13 protein-coding genes and 1 pseudogene are annotated in these 15,269 nt (G+C 67.5%); 2 read left to right on the top strand and 12 right to left on the bottom strand.

The annotated features are described in order from the left end of the window. Positions 1-6 precede the first annotated feature (6 nt). Genes ACYQPG_RS19335 through ACYQPG_RS19325 form a run of 3 tightly spaced genes read right to left on the bottom strand, consistent with a single transcriptional unit; the run spans position 7 to position 2,429 of the window. Positions 7-1,119 (bottom strand): catalase family peroxidase, encoded by a 1,113-nt coding sequence (locus tag ACYQPG_RS19335; RefSeq protein ID WP_461231485.1) that lies wholly within the window; start codon positions 1,117-1,119, stop codon positions 7-9. 9 nt (positions 1,120-1,128) lie between these two features. Beyond that, the gene (locus ACYQPG_RS19330) at positions 1,129-1,902 is read right to left on the bottom strand and encodes an anti-sigma factor family protein (RefSeq protein ID WP_461231484.1); all 774 of its coding nucleotides are present in this window, start codon (positions 1,900-1,902) and stop codon (positions 1,129-1,131) included. Continuing rightward, entirely contained in the window at positions 1,899-2,429 is a 531-nt protein-coding gene (locus ACYQPG_RS19325) for a sigma-70 family RNA polymerase sigma factor (RefSeq protein WP_147940846.1), read from the bottom strand. Before ACYQPG_RS19325 ends, ACYQPG_RS19330 begins: the two co-directional genes overlap by 4 nt. Before the next feature lie 285 nt (positions 2,430-2,714). On the opposite strand from ACYQPG_RS19325, the gene ACYQPG_RS19320 reads away from it, so the two are divergent. Next, positions 2,715-2,984: a hypothetical protein gene (locus ACYQPG_RS19320; RefSeq protein WP_461231483.1), complete on the top strand. Its 270-nt coding sequence runs from the start codon at positions 2,715-2,717 to the stop codon at positions 2,982-2,984. 1,369 nt (positions 2,985-4,353) lie between these two features. On the opposite strand, the gene ACYQPG_RS19315 is transcribed toward ACYQPG_RS19320, so the two are convergent. After that, complete coding sequence (locus ACYQPG_RS19315) at positions 4,354-5,247, bottom strand: LysR substrate-binding domain-containing protein (protein WP_147940844.1); 894 nt, start codon at positions 5,245-5,247, stop codon at positions 4,354-4,356. Positions 5,248-5,358: 111 nt separating this feature from the next. On the opposite strand from ACYQPG_RS19315, the gene ACYQPG_RS19310 reads away from it, so the two are divergent. Then, the gene (locus tag ACYQPG_RS19310; RefSeq protein WP_147940843.1) at positions 5,359-6,114 is read left to right on the top strand and encodes an SDR family NAD(P)-dependent oxidoreductase; all 756 of its coding nucleotides are present in this window, start codon (positions 5,359-5,361) and stop codon (positions 6,112-6,114) included. A gap of 206 nt (positions 6,115-6,320) precedes the next feature. Here the strand turns inward: ACYQPG_RS19310 and ACYQPG_RS19305 are convergent. From ACYQPG_RS19305 to ACYQPG_RS19270, 8 genes and pseudogenes are all read right to left on the bottom strand, one after another. Continuing rightward, positions 6,321-6,452: pseudogene (locus tag ACYQPG_RS19305) on the bottom strand (IS630 family transposase); the annotation flags it as partial. Between the two features lie 87 nt (positions 6,453-6,539). Beyond that, positions 6,540-8,240: an AAA family ATPase gene (locus tag ACYQPG_RS19300; protein WP_461231482.1), complete on the bottom strand. Its 1,701-nt coding sequence runs from the start codon at positions 8,238-8,240 to the stop codon at positions 6,540-6,542. A 37-nt stretch (positions 8,241-8,277) separates the two neighbouring features. Beyond that, on the bottom strand, positions 8,278-8,691 hold the full coding sequence (locus tag ACYQPG_RS19295) for a hypothetical protein (RefSeq protein ID WP_461231481.1): 414 nt from the start codon (positions 8,689-8,691) through the stop codon (positions 8,278-8,280). A gap of 144 nt (positions 8,692-8,835) precedes the next feature. Continuing rightward, entirely contained in the window at positions 8,836-9,732 is an 897-nt protein-coding gene (locus tag ACYQPG_RS19290; RefSeq protein WP_461231480.1) for a hypothetical protein, read from the bottom strand. Positions 9,733-11,041: 1,309 nt separating this feature from the next. Beyond that, on the bottom strand, positions 11,042-12,343 hold the full coding sequence (locus ACYQPG_RS19285) for an LLM class flavin-dependent oxidoreductase (RefSeq protein WP_147941372.1): 1,302 nt from the start codon (positions 12,341-12,343) through the stop codon (positions 11,042-11,044). A 40-nt stretch (positions 12,344-12,383) separates the two neighbouring features. After that, positions 12,384-13,718, bottom strand: coding sequence for an MmgE/PrpD family protein (locus ACYQPG_RS19280; protein WP_461231479.1), 1,335 nt, complete (start codon positions 13,716-13,718; stop codon positions 12,384-12,386). Next, positions 13,718-14,512 (bottom strand): amino acid ABC transporter ATP-binding protein, encoded by a 795-nt coding sequence (locus ACYQPG_RS19275; protein ID WP_187278612.1) that lies wholly within the window; start codon positions 14,510-14,512, stop codon positions 13,718-13,720. Before ACYQPG_RS19275 ends, ACYQPG_RS19280 begins: the two co-directional genes overlap by 1 nt. A 17-nt stretch (positions 14,513-14,529) precedes the next feature. Continuing rightward, positions 14,530-15,261, bottom strand: a complete 732-nt coding sequence (locus ACYQPG_RS19270; protein ID WP_246692409.1) for an amino acid ABC transporter permease — start codon at positions 15,259-15,261, stop codon at positions 14,530-14,532. Between the last annotated feature and the right edge of the window lie 8 nt (positions 15,262-15,269).

Here is a 15,269-nt window from a genome sequence, read left to right as displayed (position 1 = left end):
TGGTGCTCACAATCCGGCTCCTGCAGCGGGGACATCGTGGACGGCGCTTGGGGCCTTCGGCTCGCCAGCGCGTCGCGTGAAGGATTGCGCGTAGGCTGCCGAGCGCGCGCTGAGCAGCGGATCGTCCGATCCCGCGATGCCGGTGGGCAGGACCAGGGGGTCGAAGTTCACGTCACGGCAATTGCCGCTGGCCTCCGCTTCCGTCGCGGTGACCGCCACGCTCCCGAGATCGACGCTCGTCCGCTCGGCCGGCCAGGGATGCGTCGCGTCTGCCGTGGCATCGCCTGCTTCCCCGAGGGTGGCGAAGAGGTGCCAGCGCACGGGCGCCCGACGGACCGCGGACTCGAAGTCGTCGAAGAGGTAATTCTTGTCCGCACGTGCGGTCTGGGCCGCACTCTCGGCTGTGGCGGCCTGCTCCGGCACGAACGCCCAGCGAACGGGCGTTTCCGTGCCGTCTCCGGCGACGAACCGGAAGGCGTTCAAGCCTCGGAAGGTGTCGTCAGCGAAGCCGGAGGTGATCGTACGCGCCTTGATCAAGGCCGCCGCCGTCGTGCTCTCCGGGTTTGCGGCGAAGAAGGCTTTGAGCGCCTCCGGATCGGGCTTGCCCGTGGCCGGATCGGGCTTAGCGGCGAGGAGCTGGGCGTAGAACGCCTCTGGCGTCCGCACCGGGAAGACCGGGATGTCGTTGTTGCCGGTGCGCCATTCCTCGCCGTCGGGAAGTTGGAAACGGAGTGCGAGGCTGCGGACCGTGGTCGATGCATCCGCTGCGTAGGGCTGGCCGCCCGCGAGGGCGATGCGTCCGGTGATCGGGGTGATCTGACCCGCCGCGAACAGCGACGCCTTCGACAGGCGCTCGCCCCGGCCGGTGCTCTCGAAGCGGCCGGCGAGGCAGAGCCCCTTGGCGTGGTTGCGCCGGAACCCCGGATGCGGGCCGTTGACCCGCTCGAAGCGGTCGACGATCCGCGCCTGCGTCAGGGCGCCTGGCGAGAACCAGCCGCCGACATAGGCGAAGGCCCCAGCAGCGCCGGAAACGAGCGCCCCGATGGCACCGAGGCGCAGGAGGACGGCGCGCGCGTTCAGATCCGGGCTGACGCCGGTGAGGTCGTTGAGGAGGGACATCGCTGGCCTTCAGATCTTCTTCGCGGTGGCGCGGCGGATGTCATTGGCGAGCGGGTGAAGGACCGCTGGGTCGGCTGCTCCCACGAGGCTGTAGCCGAGTCCGTCCTGAGCCCAGGCGTAGCCGTTCGACGTCCCGGAGGTGTGCGGCTGCATCGGCGCGTCGCCGGGCACGGACATCGGCCGCATCAGCATCATGAAGCGCGCGCCGTGCCCGTCATCGTACATCAGCAGCCCGGCTGGCCCCTGGGCTGTTGCGACGAGGCGCCCTCCCATGAGGTGATAGCCGGAGCCGCTGAGGTCCGGCACGCTCACCGGCCGCCTGAGCCGGGCCGAGAACCAACCGGCAAGCTCGTCCCGATCGGCTGCGACGAGCTCGACCGGACGGGTGTGGTCCGGGGCATAGACCGCGTAGTTCATGCTCGCGGACTGGGCCAACGCCTCGATCCCTGTCGGCACCGGCGAGACCGCATCGCGCAGGCCCCAGCCTCCCGCTCCCCCGATGAGAAGCAGAAGCCCGGCTGCCATCGCCTGCCAGACGGGCCGTTGCGGGCGACGGCGTGCCTCGACGATCCGCGTCAGGTTCAGTTGGGCAGGGACCGGCTCCGCGGCGATGGACGCGAAGGCGGCCCGCATCTCCTCGCCGAGCGCGACGAGGCGGTCGACCCGTGCTTGCGCCTCGGGATGTTGGGCGAGATAGGCTTCGACCTCGCGCCTGCGGGCGGCATCCAGCCGCTCGTCCACGAGGCCTTGAAGATCGTCGTCGCTGATGGGACGCATGGTCATTTCACCCTCCGCAGGAGCGGGCGCTTGGCTGGAACGGTGGCGTCGGCGCCGTCCATGAGCTGGATCATCCGATCCCGGGCGCGGGACAGGCGGGACATCACGGTGCCCGTCGGGATGGCGAGGATGTCGGCGGTTTCGGCATAGGACAGCCCTTCCACCGTCACGAGGAGGAGGACGCCGCGCTGCTCCTCAGGGAGCGCATCGAGCGCGCTCATCAAGTCTCGGTGGCGCAGGCCGCTCTCCTGGGTCGGCGCCACCGCGAGGTTGGCCTCCGCCGTGTCCTCGATGGGCATGTGGGCGCCGCGCCGCGCGCGCTGGCGCATCTGCGTCACGGCGAGGTTGTGGAGGATGGCGAAAAGCCAGGTCCGCGTGTCGCGATCGACTTGGCGCTGGTGCCACCGACCGACAGCGCGCTCCAGGCAGTCCTGCACGAGATCGTCGGCATCGGTGGGATTGTGCAGGAGTGCGCGGGCATAGCGGCGCAGGGCCGGGATCAGCGGCTCGATGAGGCGCATCATGTCCGTCATGTCCGATCTCCTGGCATGGGCGGGACCCCTCCGTGTGCAAGCCAAACGATGTGAGCCTGCTCTGGGCTTGGCTTCGGAGGCATGGACGCTGCCAATCCGGGATTATTCCACGCACGCGGCGATCTATTTCAGACCCGCATCACGTACCCATGCTCGGTGATGTGGCTATGGATACGAGCATCAAACTTCTTTGATGCGACGCGAAATAAGCAGCCGAAGACGTCGTCTGTCCGGCATCCCTGCTTGACGCTGTTGGATCGAGCAGGACAGCACTGGAGAGCTGACATGACGATGCTCAAGAGTGTTTCGGCCATCGCTTTCGCGTCTGCCTGCACCCTTGCCGCCTTGACCGGCGCCTCCCGGGCCCGGACCGTTTCCCATCCCACCGAGGACCCAAGGACCACGGGCTCGGTCCTGCCGCAGGCGCAATCCACGTACTGGCTCGGCGGGATAGACACCGACAGCGGCAATGCCCGGAACCCAGCCCTGCCGGGCTACGCTCAGGCCCGCGGCCAGGAGACAGGCGGCCCCGTCCGTGAGCCGATCCCGAACTAACCCGGCGTTCCCCGAGTGCGGACGCGCCCGCGCTCGGGCGTTCGACACCATCCAGTCAAAGCAAGTTGTTTGAGACCGGCACCGCGGTCCAGACGCAGGTATCACGCGAGCAACCGGGGGCGGTCGCCCGTGCGCGGGTTCGACGGCAAGAAATGGCCAGCGTTTTGAAATTACAAACGTAACGCTCCCGCGTGCCGATGAAACGCTGCAGACATCTGCGGGAGGCAGACACTTGACAGGAGCAGCAAGGGTAAGTCGGCCTCTGAGCGCATTCCGATATGTCCCCTGTATCTGAGCATAGCCCACTCCGTCAGATATCCGGGTTAGAAGCCCCGATCATTGAGCGCAGACGTATTTTGATTATAAGCGAACTCCATTCGAGAGCGAGGAGCAGGTGATGTCAATGTTGGCCGATCAATCCGGCTTGAGGCCATCCCCAAAAACAGCGCCTCCCTACAGATTTAACTTCCGCGCTGCAGACATCGTTGTTGTCTCCGACGGGGTGCGTGATCTTGGACCTCCGGCCATCGCGTTCGGCGGCAGCCCAGCTGAAGAGTTTGAGCGGCGCCTGAAGTAAAATTGTTTGCCGGCCAAAAGCATTGCAATCCCCATTAATATTCCCGTTATCTCTATAGGCGGAAACATTTGATCTTTGAAAATGGGATCGGATCCTCGAAAATTTTCGGGAACAGTAGCAGCTTATTGCATAATCGCTCAATAGAAGCTGGCATCCGTCCAGGAAGCATAGACCCTGTTGTGTGCTCTCACCCTCATCGCGATAATAACGGCGGGCTGTGCAATGACAAAGGCAGCCTCCAATTTCCAAATGCTGCGATTTATTTGACGGAGATTGGTTTTTATTATTGGACCGACGGATAACATTTTGGATCATACATTGATGCCACGGTTCGGATAGCGTGAAACAAGCTGCCGCCATTGTAAAATCGGATTAATTTCTTTAAGAATAATAAGCAGTTTTGCCGGTAATAGAGACCATTTTTACGCCATTCCATTCCGCAGAACATAGAAGCTTTCGGCTTCACTCAGGTGATAATCAACTGTATATCATTGGTTACTTGGTGCATCATTCGGCTTCGATTCTTGATAACCCAAGAATCAAGTTTTTTTCTGACATTGAACCGAGCCATTCAGTAAAATCAAGGATAGGCCTGCTATCAATTATTGCTGTACGGCGCGCACGCTTATTTGCATGCCATTTTCCATGCCTGGTTTGGGTCATGTCGCTGTCGACGGCGACTGCTTTAGATGTCATCCTAGTGAAATTCGATGGTAAAATTTGATTATTATCCATCAAGTCTGAGTTTCTCTACCCTCAAGGAAACGATCATCAACCGGGGTGTTCGGACCCTCAAAGATCCGGAAACTCTCTTGCCAGGTGGTCGATCAGGGATCGGACGGCGGGCGGCAGGCCGCGGCGGGTCGTGAAAACGAGATGGACGATACCATCCCTGCTACGCCAGTCCCGGAAGACACGGACGAGCCTTCCGGCGTCGATGTGTGCTGCACAGGCGTGATCGGGCAGGAAAGCAACGCCCAGACCGTCCGCTGCGGCATCGCAGAGAACCGCGTAGTCTGCGCAGGTCAGGCGCGGCTCGTGGCGCATCACATGCGCTGTCCCGTCCTCGCGCTCCAGCATCCAGGTGGTTTCGCCCACCTCGTCGCTCGTTCCCATGGTGGGGACGGAGGCGAGATCGGCAAGGTCGGCCCCGAGGCCGCTCGCGACCCGCGGGCTGGCGACGAGGATCCAGCGGGAGCGGCCGAGCGACCGCATCGTGAGAGATGCATCGCTCGTCAGCTCGTGGCGGACGCGCAGCGCGACGTCGATCCGCTCCTCGATCAGGTCGACGGCTCGATCCGTTACGATGAGTTGGAGCTGGACCTTCGGAAAGCGGTCGAGGAAACATCGCATGATAGCGGAGACGACTTTCACGAGGTTCCGCGGGCAACTCATGCGGATGCGCCCGTGCGGTTCGGCCTGGGCTTCCGCGATGAGTGCCTCAGCCCGCTCCGCCTCCAGCATCATGGCGCGGCAGCGCTCGTAAAAGGTCTGTCCGACCTCAGTGACGCGGAAGCGCCGGCTGGAGCGCTCGATGAGCCGCACTCCAAGGCGGGCTTCCAGCGCCGAGACGCGCCGGCTCAGCTTCGACTTCGGCTCGCGAAGCGCCCGGCCAGCGGCGGTGAAGCCGCCATGGGCAACGACCTCGGCGAAGGTGACGTAATCGTTGAGGTCTGGGCGCATCATCGTTCCCCGATTGGAACGCTAAGTGCCATTTCCAAGACCTGTTCGCATCATCGTTCTGGGAGCATCTCTCTCGGCAGCGGCTCACACGCAGCCGAACTATGGAGAGCGATGATGACCAGCAGATTCCAGGACAAGGTGGTGGTGGTGACTGGTGGCACCAGCGGCATCGGCCTCGCTGCCGCCAAGGCCTTCTCGCGGGAGGGCGCCTCGGTGTTCGTGACCGGTCGCCGTCAGGACGCGCTAGACGCAGCGGTGGAGCAGATCGGCGGCCGGGTCACCGGCGTTCGGGGCGACATGGCGAACCTCGCCGACATCGACCGCCTCTACGATGCCGTCCAGCAGAAGCACGTGCAGATCGACATCGTCTTCGCCAATGCCGGCGGTGGCGCGTTCGCGCCGCTCGGTGCCATCACGGAAGAGCAGTTCGATAGCACCTTCGACACCAACGTGAAGGGCACACTCTTCACTGTCCAGAAGGCCCTTCCGCTTCTGAAGGATGGCGGCGCGGTGGTGCTGACCGGCTCGACCGCCGGCAGCGAAGGGACGCCGGCCTTCAGCGTCTATTCCGCTAGCAAGGCAGCCGTTCGCAACTTCGCGCGCACCTGGATCCTCGACCTGAAGGAGCGTCGCATCCGCGTCAACGTGGTCAGCCCCGGTGCGACGCGCACGCCGGGCCTCGTCGGCCTTGCCGGCGACGATGCCGACAAGCAGCAGGGCCTTCTCGATTTCCTGGGCTCGCGCATCCCCCTCGGACGCGTTGGCGAGGCGACGGAGATCGCCAATGCGGTCCTGTTCCTAGCCTCCGACGAGGCGAGCTTCGTCAACGGCGTCGAACTGTTCGTCGACGGTGGTCAGGCGCAGGTCTGACGAGGCGGGTTGAACGCTCATAGATCAAGAGCCGTCATCAACCGACACTACTCTCTCGGGCTCGCCTTCCCTGGTCCCTGTCCATGGTCAGCCGCCGAAAGCCGACAACGTGAGCAACCATGCCCGCTTCTCACCGAATTTCATGAGAAGCGGAATGGCTGCTTGCCACCGAGGCCGTGTGAGAACGCAGATCTCTCAGGTTCAAGCCGGGAGCGCTCGTGCCATCGTACCGCGCTGGCCCCTCCGAGACCGAAACGTTTGGCCACCGGACGCTGCGTGGGTCCCCCTGCATCGCCGACCACACGCCCGCGCAGATCGACCGACAGGGCTGGAGGCATGGCGTCCCTCCTGCGGAAACCTATCCAGTGAATCACACCCGATCCACACCGCCGGCCCCAAACGATTCAACCCGCAAGGGCCTGGCTCTAATGGCGCGTTAGGAGTGTCTCGCGCGTCGTCACCAGCGCCTCGACCAGCCGGAGCAGCCGCCGAATCGAGCCTCCCTGCCACCCTCGTCTGATCAGCGAGACGGCGTCACCGTCCAGGGTCGGCATGAAGGCGGGATTGAGGCCGCGATCAGAGGCGATCCGCTTGAGTACCGGGTCGAGAAGAGCCTCCAGATGCATCGCGCTGGGCGCAGGCATCTCCAGAACGCGCAGGCGATCGAGCAGCGGGCCGGGCAAATTATCGATGCTGTTGGACGTGGCAAGCCACGACACTTGGCTCAGGTCGACCTCGACCTGGAACGCCGGGTCCTGGTAGTTCCGGGCGGTCTCGGGCTCCAGCATCGGCAGCAATGCGTCCCACAGCCTGCCGTTGTCGGATCTGGTGGCGGCCTTTTCAAGCTCATCGATGAGCAGGCATGGATTGGCGCAGCTGGCCCTGGCCACGGCCATGACCGCGTGCGCCGGCTCGGACGTCGCCCAGCGGCGATCAAGCCCTCCGAGGGACGCCCCCGAATCCCGCGTCGCATCCACCCGCCAGAGCACCAAGCCGAGGTGATGGGCCACCCTAGTCGCGAAGCGACTCTTGCCGGCGCCGGGCGGTCCGACCAGGATCGTCGGGCGCAGGGTCGCATGCGTCCGTCCGACCAGATCGGCGAGCAGTCGATCGACGGTGACCTCGGCGTACGGAAATTCATACAGCAATGCGGCACGAACCGCCGCGAGATCCGGCACCGGGGCCAGCGGCAAGTGCTTGCCGATGATGTGCTCGTAGCCGCGGACGACCCCCTTGCTGCGATCGGTCCCCGTCTGCGGGATCGCCGGGACGACCAAGACGTGTCCCTCCGGTACGACCTCGGGTTTGAGGTCCGCATCCGGCATCGACGCCTCGATCCGCCCCGTGGTCGCCGTGTCGCGATGACGCGCCTCGCTGCGGGCCAGCGAGGCTTCGACGGCCTTCCGCTTGCGCCGCTCCCGCGTGGCCGCGCGCTCCGCGACCGGTAGCATCATACGATGTCCGACCGGCACGAGGGCGTGGACCAGCGGAACTTCGCTGGCGAACGGGTCATGGGCTCCGGCGGCCAGCACCGCCGCCGCAGCGGCGGCGTTGCTCGCTTCGCTCGAGAGCTCCAGTAGGGCATCGGCGAACGCATCGCCCCAAGCCGTCTGAAGGGCGGTCGCAAGATCGGTCGCGCCGATGACGTCGGTCTCGGCATCGGGCTCGGAAGCGCGGCCGAGCGAGAGGCGCGTCTGCGCCTCCGCGAGGCTGGCGAGTTGCAGGCTGAGGCTGGGTACGGCGTCGCGTTCGAGCCAGAGCGGCCGAGCGAGACGCGCCGCGGCTTCGCGATCATCGCCCCCACAGGAGAGCAGCATCACGATATCCGCGAGCGCGCGTGCCGCCGGCCGGTCGCGTTCGACCGCCCAAGCGTCGAGAAACAAGGTCAGGGCGCGTCGAGGGGCGATCCACCGGTGGTCATGCCACAGGGCCCCCCCCGACGCGGCGATCGCGTCGGTCCAGGCCGAGACCAGCGCCTCGGCCTCCGGGGCAAGAGTGGTGATCTCGACGGCGAGGCCGGTGCAGGCGTCCGGAATGCGCAGGTTCTGGTCGACGCAGGCGCGCAGGCGCCGCGGCAACATGGGCAGCAGCAGACGCCGCGCCGACTCGGGGTCGATCTGCAGCACCGCGGTTGTCGAGGAGAAAGTCATCCTTCGCCCCCCTTCAGCGGCCGAGGGCAGCGACGATGCGGTCGGGCCCGCGTCGAGAGGTGGAGCACCAAGCCCTGGCGAGCCATAAGGCCCCGAGGTCGGCCCGACGCCGAGCCCGCCGTCCGAGAACGTGGACAAGCAGTTCGATGGATGCGGCGTCCTCGAGTGCGGCGCACAGAAGGATCGCCGACATGGCCCGATCCAGGCGCCCCGGCAGGACCGTGGCTCCGGCGAGCGCGTTCAACGCGACACCGAGCGCTGCGGCCGGATCGGCCCGGCAGGCCGCGTCCCAGTTGGGCGAGGGCAGGGGCGGCGCATCGAGCAGAGCGGCCCGGAGACGAAGCTGCGTGTCCGGGTCGAGCGCCGTGGGTGCGAGGAGGCGCCACCACGTCAGAGGCGACGTCCGAAGCGCGGGCTCGGCGGACATACGCGGCCGGCCGGCATCGGGGTGGGAAGCGGGATTCATGAAGGCAAACCTGGAGAGCGCACCGGCGCGCAGGCGCGCGGCACGGCGATGAACGGAGAGGCTGGAAGTCGCGCCGGGCCTTCCGCCCGGCGCCAACGGGTGTGGTCAGAGCGAGGGCAACTCGGAGCGACGAGGGAGTGCGGCGCCCTCGCCGATGCCGAGGCTCGCCAGCGCGACCGTGAGAAGGTCCGGGACGGCGGCGCGCAGGCGGCGCTGAAGCACCGCGGTGACGGCCTCGACCGCGGCCGTCACCGGCACCGCGAACAAGCGGTCGATCTCGGGGCCCGAGACCGTCAGGTCATCGCCGTAACCGGCACGTCCGTAGATATCGATCAGCACCGCGCGCGCCGACGCGACCTCGAAGCCGAGGCTCGCCAGAAAGGCCCGCCCCTGGACCTGGGCACAGCGTAGAGTCCACTCGACCTGATGAATCTTCCTGGCCTCGTTCTTGCCGGAACCACGTTTGACCTCGGCGATGATGGCACGGCTTTCGTGCCGATCGACCACGATGAGGTCGAGGAACACGGTCTGGGCCACGGCTCCGGAGATCGCGATCGACATGTCGCCGAGCTGCGCGAGGGTGCTCGCGCGCACCAACTCCTGGGTGGGCGTCGTGATCGGCATCGCGACACCCCTCAGGACGATGTAGCGACCGCTGCGCTCCAGGACGTCCGTCATAGACATCTCGATCAGGCCACCGTGGCGCTTGACCACGGAGGCCAAAACCGAACCGAGCTGCGACAGGCCGGGCCCGAGCAGAGGATCGGGGACGAAGGTCGCCTTGAGTGCGCCGTCGACCGCCGCCTCGGCGGCGGCGAGGAGCTCGCTCCCGCACGCCTGAGGGATCACGGCGTGGGTGAAGGAGCAGCCGACTGCAGCGGCGCTGCCGAGCGGGACGGTGACGCGTGAATGATGTTGCGGACTGGCGGCGGGCTGGCCGCGCGCAGACGTCCGGTGCCGGACGCCGCGGTGGGCGGCCGGGTGGGAAACGACGATGGGCATACGGGGAGGTCCGTCCAGGTGACACCCGCCAGCGGCCGCCCGCCGCGATGCGGCAGGACGACAAGCAGGTTCGTGCCGTGGCCGCTGCCACCGGCATCGATCGAGCATCGGGATTGCAGGAAAGCGAGGTGACGCGCGTCCGCACCGGGTGGGTGCGCGGGCGAGCCTCAGGCGATCATGCGCTTTGCCGGAAAGGACCTGGCGCGCCGCTCGTATTTCGTGCCGTGGGGCGGTTTCACGGACGCGACAACGTCGGTAGTGAAGGTCTCAGCCATGGGTCTGTATCCTTTGCCGATACGGATCGTGGTCAGGCCGGCGCAGGTGCTGCTAACACCAGTGTCGGCCGCCCCCTGCTAAAGGGCGGCGTGGCACATGCGACGGATCAGCCACTCGTGAACCTGGCCTGGTCGGAAGCCTTTGGGAAGCGCCGATTTGGAGAAATTTCCGGCCAAACATGCCGTTCCCTGTGGGAGCGTTAACGGAAGCCTGGCCGCATCCGAATTCAGACCGTCCCTCTACGTGCGTGCCCACGCGTCTTCCTACAGCATCGGTCGCACGGCCGGTCGGATCGATCACCGTAGCGTACCGGCTGTCCGAGCGCTCCGCGGAGCAGCTTCCGATCGCAAGACGACGACGGTGGACGGATAGCGGCCGATTCGCCGCGCTCGCCGGTTGCCAACTGAGCGAGATCGTGAGGCTGAGAAGGTCCCAGTTCGACAGGGCACAGCCATGCTGTCGGCTCGAGGGACGAAAGGATGGCACCCTGGTCCGGCGAGTCCGGCAAATCAAAGTAGCTGTGCTTCCGATTCTCGAGGGCCGCGCGCGGATCCGGGTTCGATCAAACTCCTGCCGATGGCCAGCGGAGAGCAGGGACCGTTCATCAGCCTCGACGACGCCCTGACGCGCGTCGTCGGCCCAACTGGGCTGGGTCGCGTCTCGGTGCGCATTGTCCGGCATTTGCTCGCCTCGACCGCCGGCGAACGTGACGGACATGGCGCCGCGATCGGCGCGATGCTGCGTCGGGCGAGATCCGGCGTCCCCTGGGAATATATCCGGGCCTGTCGCCGGCAATGACGTCGGTTGCAGGCTCCGCACGTGCGCGAGAGCGGCAGCCGACGTTCGTCTCCGACCGGCGTCGCCAGTCCGGCACCGGGGGGTTGCTCGCGCGCAGAGACGGTGATGGACCTGCACCACAGTCGATATCGCGGGCTGGCTAAGATTTGCCTCCAACGCCGACTGACGGCGACAGCCATCAACGACGTTCGGCTCGCGGCCCGGGTCGAGGACGCGCCCGCCGCTGGAACCGGATTTACTGCGGCTCCGGCCTCGACAGGCCGAGATGCCCGCGCAGGGTGGTTCCCGTGTACTCCGTCCGGAACAGGCCGCGCTCTTGGAGCAGCGGAACGACCTCTCGGACGAAATCGCTCAGCCCCTCGGGGAAGAAGGGCGGCATCACGTTGAAGCCGTCCGCGGCCCCACCCTCGAACCAAGCCTGCATGCGGTCGGCGACGTCCGTCGCCGTGCCGACGATCATGTGGTGGCCGCGCCCCGCTGCCACCCGCAGGGCGAGCTGGCGTATGGTCAACCGCTCCCGGCGGGCCAGCCCGGTGAGGAGTTCGGCGCGGCTGCGCAGCTGATCCGAGATCGGGAGGTCCGGGAGCGGCCCGTCCAAATCGTAGGTTGCCAGCGAATGGCCGAGACGCTCTTCCAACAGCGGCATCGCCTTGGCGATCTCCGTCCACCGATCGAGTTCGATCAGCTTCGCGCTCGCCTCCTCCAGCGTCCGACCGATGACCGGGAGGATACCCGGCATGACCGCCACGGTCGCGGGATCGCGGCCGAAGCCGGCGACGCGCTGCCGGAGGCTGGCGTAGAATGTCTGCGCCTCCTCGATGGTCTGCTGGGCGGTGAACACCACGTCGGCCCTGCGGGCGGCGAGATCCTGGCCCGGACCGGACGAACCGGCCTGGATCAGGATCGGGTGGCCTTGCGGCGAACGTGGGATGTTGAGCGGGCCCTTGGTACGGAAGTAGCGGCCGACATGGTCGAGCACCCGCACCTTCGCGGGATCGGCGTAGATGCCGCGTGCCTTGTCCTTCACGAAGGCGTCGTCGTCCCAGCTGTCCCAGAGGCCGCAGACCACGTCGACGAACTCCTCGGCGACGGCGTAGCGCTCGTCATGCGCGGGATGGTCCTTCGAGAAGTTGTCGGCGGTGCGCGCGTAGGAGGTGGTGACGACGTTCCACGCCGCCCGTCCGCCGCTCAAATGATCGAGCGACGCGAAGGCGCGGGCGGTGTGATACGGCTCGCCGTAGGTGGTCGAGGAGGTCGCCGCGAGGCCGATGCGGCTCGTCACCATCGCCAGGGCGCTCAACAGCGTCAGCGGCTCGAAGCGCGCGATCATCGACGGATGCGCGTCCACCGCGCTGGTAAGGCCGTCCGCGAGGAACACCATGTCGAACTTGGCGTCCTCGGCCATCTGCGTCACCCGGCGCAGGAGGTCGAAATTCTCGCTGCCGGCCTCGGCGCGCGGGTGGCGCCAGCCGGAGACGTGATGGCCGGCTCCCTGCAGGAACAGGCCGAGATGCATCTGTCGCGGGGTCGTCGTCATGGGCGGGCTCACGGATGCGGTTCGGGGGCGGCTGGAATGCTCACGGCTGCAGCCGTCGCGCGAGAAGGCCGAGGAGGTGGGCGAGATCGTTTCCGTCGTGCATGTTGCGCACGAGGTCGGGCACCGGACGCAAGGCCTCCGAACCGGCGGTCGCGTCCCGGAACTTGTCGTCGGGATCCGTGAGCCCAGGCAGGCCGTCGATGCGCCGGCAATTCGTGCGGCCCGCGGGGTCCGTGATCTCCACCACGACGAAGCGCGTGCTCGGGTCTGAGGAAAGGCGGCGGGCGGACGGATCGTGCCGGCGCTCGACCCGCGCCGCCAGCGCCGCGAGGTCGGGGCGGACCGGACGCGCGTCGAAATGGTCGATCCGGACCGCCCCGTCCACCAGGGCCGCGGCCAGGATGTATTCCGGGCTGAACCGTGCCTCGATGCCGGTGCGCGGCGTCCGGACCACCAGGGCCGCGTCGCCCCCCGGCGGGAAGGTGATCGTCGCCCCCGCCAAGTCGCGGATCCCCTCGCGGTGGAAGGCGAGGCCGGCCACTGCCACGGGGTGGGCCGCCGTGCAGCAGGGGAACGCCTTGAGGGTCAGGCCGGGGCGGACGATCTGCCAGGGGGCGCCCCAATCTTCCAGCAGCCGCTCGGGCGCCGCCTCGCCGAAGCCGTAGGCCTGCAGGAACCCGTTCGCGCCATCGAGGCCGTCGTCGGCGCCGGACAGGCCGGCCTCGGCCAGGAGGGCCGCCGCCAGGCCGTTGCGGGCGGCGAGCCCGGCATGGAGCGGCTTCGCGTCGGATCCGAATTGCAGCCGCAGCCCGGCGGCCTGCGTCGCGGCGAGACCGAGGGCGATCGCGGTCGTCCCGGCGGTGAAGCCGCGCAGATGCGCGATCGCGGCCGCCGCACCGAGGGGACCGAGGGTGGCGGTGGCGTGGAAGCCGCGCTCGTAATGGGCAGGGCCGATCGCGCGCCCGAGATGCGCCATCGTCTCCAGCCCGACCAGGTAGGCGGCCAGGAACGCGACCGCGGTGGGGAGCGCGTCCGGGTCGAGGGTGGCGAGCAGCGCCGGGACGATCACGGTGGTCGGATGGCCGCGCACGCTGGCCTGCACGTCGTCGTAATCGAGCACGTGGCCCGCATGGCCGTTGAGGAGGGCAGCGAGGAACGGGTCGGCCGGCTGCCCGGAGCCGATCACCAGGGCACGACCGGGCGCATCGCCGAAGACGCCGCGCAACGTCGCGAGCGACGGGTCGGTGCTGCCCGCCAGAGCGCAGGCCAGGAAGTCCACCAGCGCGACCCGCGCCGCCATCATGGCGGCCGGATCGGCGTCCGGGCGGGCGGCGACGATCGCCTCCGCGAGGGCGGCGGTGCGCGGGTTCGGCATCAGATCCCCTCCCGGTCCTGCACGGCGTCCCGGTAGCCCTGGAAGCCGCCGATGAACTGGCGGATGCGCGGATTGCCGGACCGATAGAACAGCTCGGCCGGCGGCGCCTGCGCGACGATCCGGCCGTTCTCGGTGAACGCGATCGTGTCGCTGATCTCCTCGGCGAAGCGCATCTCGTGGGTGACGAGGATGCTGGTCAGCCCGTCGCGGACCAGCTCCCGGATGACGGCGAGCACCTCGCCGACCATCTCGGGATCCAGGGCGGAGGTGACCTCGTCGAACAGGACGAGGTCCGGCCGCATGGCCAGCGCCCGCGCGATGGCGACGCGCTGCTGCTGGCCGCCGGACAATGCGCCCGGATAGGCCGCGACCTTGTCGGCGAGGCGGACCCGGGCGAGCAGGTCGCGGGCCAGGGCCTCGGCCTCGGCCCGCGGCACGTTGAGGATGCGGGTTGGCGCGATGGTGATGTTCTCCAGCACGGTGAGGTGCGGGAACAGGTTGTATTGCTGGAACACGATGCCGATGCGCTTGCGCAGGGCGATCCGCTCGGCCTCGGTGCGCAGGGTGTCGACCCGGGTGCCGGCCACCGTGATCCGGCCCGCCTGCGGCTGGGCGAGCCCGTTGATGCAGCGCAGGATCGTGGACTTGCCCGATCCGGACGGTCCGATGATCGAGACCGCATCCCCCTTCGCCACCGTGAGATCGATGCCCTTGAGCACTTCGGCCGCCCCGAAGGACAGGTGGACGTCCTGAAGCTCGACGAGGATCGGCCGGGGGGTGGAATCCTGTGCCATGGGGCGGCGATCGACTTTCATCGCGGGGCGAGGCGGCGTTCGAGGCGCCGCGTCAGGCGCGAGATCGGGAAGCAGAAGAGGAAGAAGGCGGCGAGCACCGTGAGGTAGACCGCGATGGTGAAGTCGTCGCGGCGCACCGCCGTGCTCGCGTCGGTGGCCGCGTGCAGCAGCTCGTGGACGCCGACCAGGGAGGCCAGCGCCGTGCTCATGGTGATCGAGGCGTAGAGGTTCATCCAGGGCGGCAGCGCCCGGCGCAGGCACTGGGGCAGGATGATCCAGCGCAGGGTTTGCCCGCGGGACATGCCGACGCCCTTGGCGGCGTCCCACTGCGTGGTCGGGACCGACTGGATCGCCCCGCGGACGATCTCGGCCACGTAGGCGCTCGCCGGGATCGCGAGCCCGAACACCGCCTTCAGCCAGTCGGGAAAGGGCAGGTAGTTGCCAGCCACCACGATCTCGAATGGGAAGATGTAGGTGGTGGCGAAGATCAGCACGAGGTGCGGCGCGTTGCGGAAGACTTGCACGTAGGCCACCGCCGGGGCTCGCACGAGCCGCGAGGCCGACAGCTCCATCGCCCCCAGCATGACGCCCGCGAGCGTGCCCGCGCCCATGGCGAGCACGCTGATCAGGATGTTCATGGCGAAGCCCGAGGCGAGATAGGGCAGCCAGTCGAGCAGGTCGCGGGCGAGCCGCGCGTCGAGCACGAACCACAGGAGGAAGCCGGCGGCGGCGAGACCGAGCCATGCCAGGGCCGGAC

Source organism: Methylobacterium sp. CM6246 (assembly GCF_054818005.1).
Note: the sequence above shows the minus strand (reverse complement) of the source record. Positions and strands in the feature narration are given on the sequence as shown.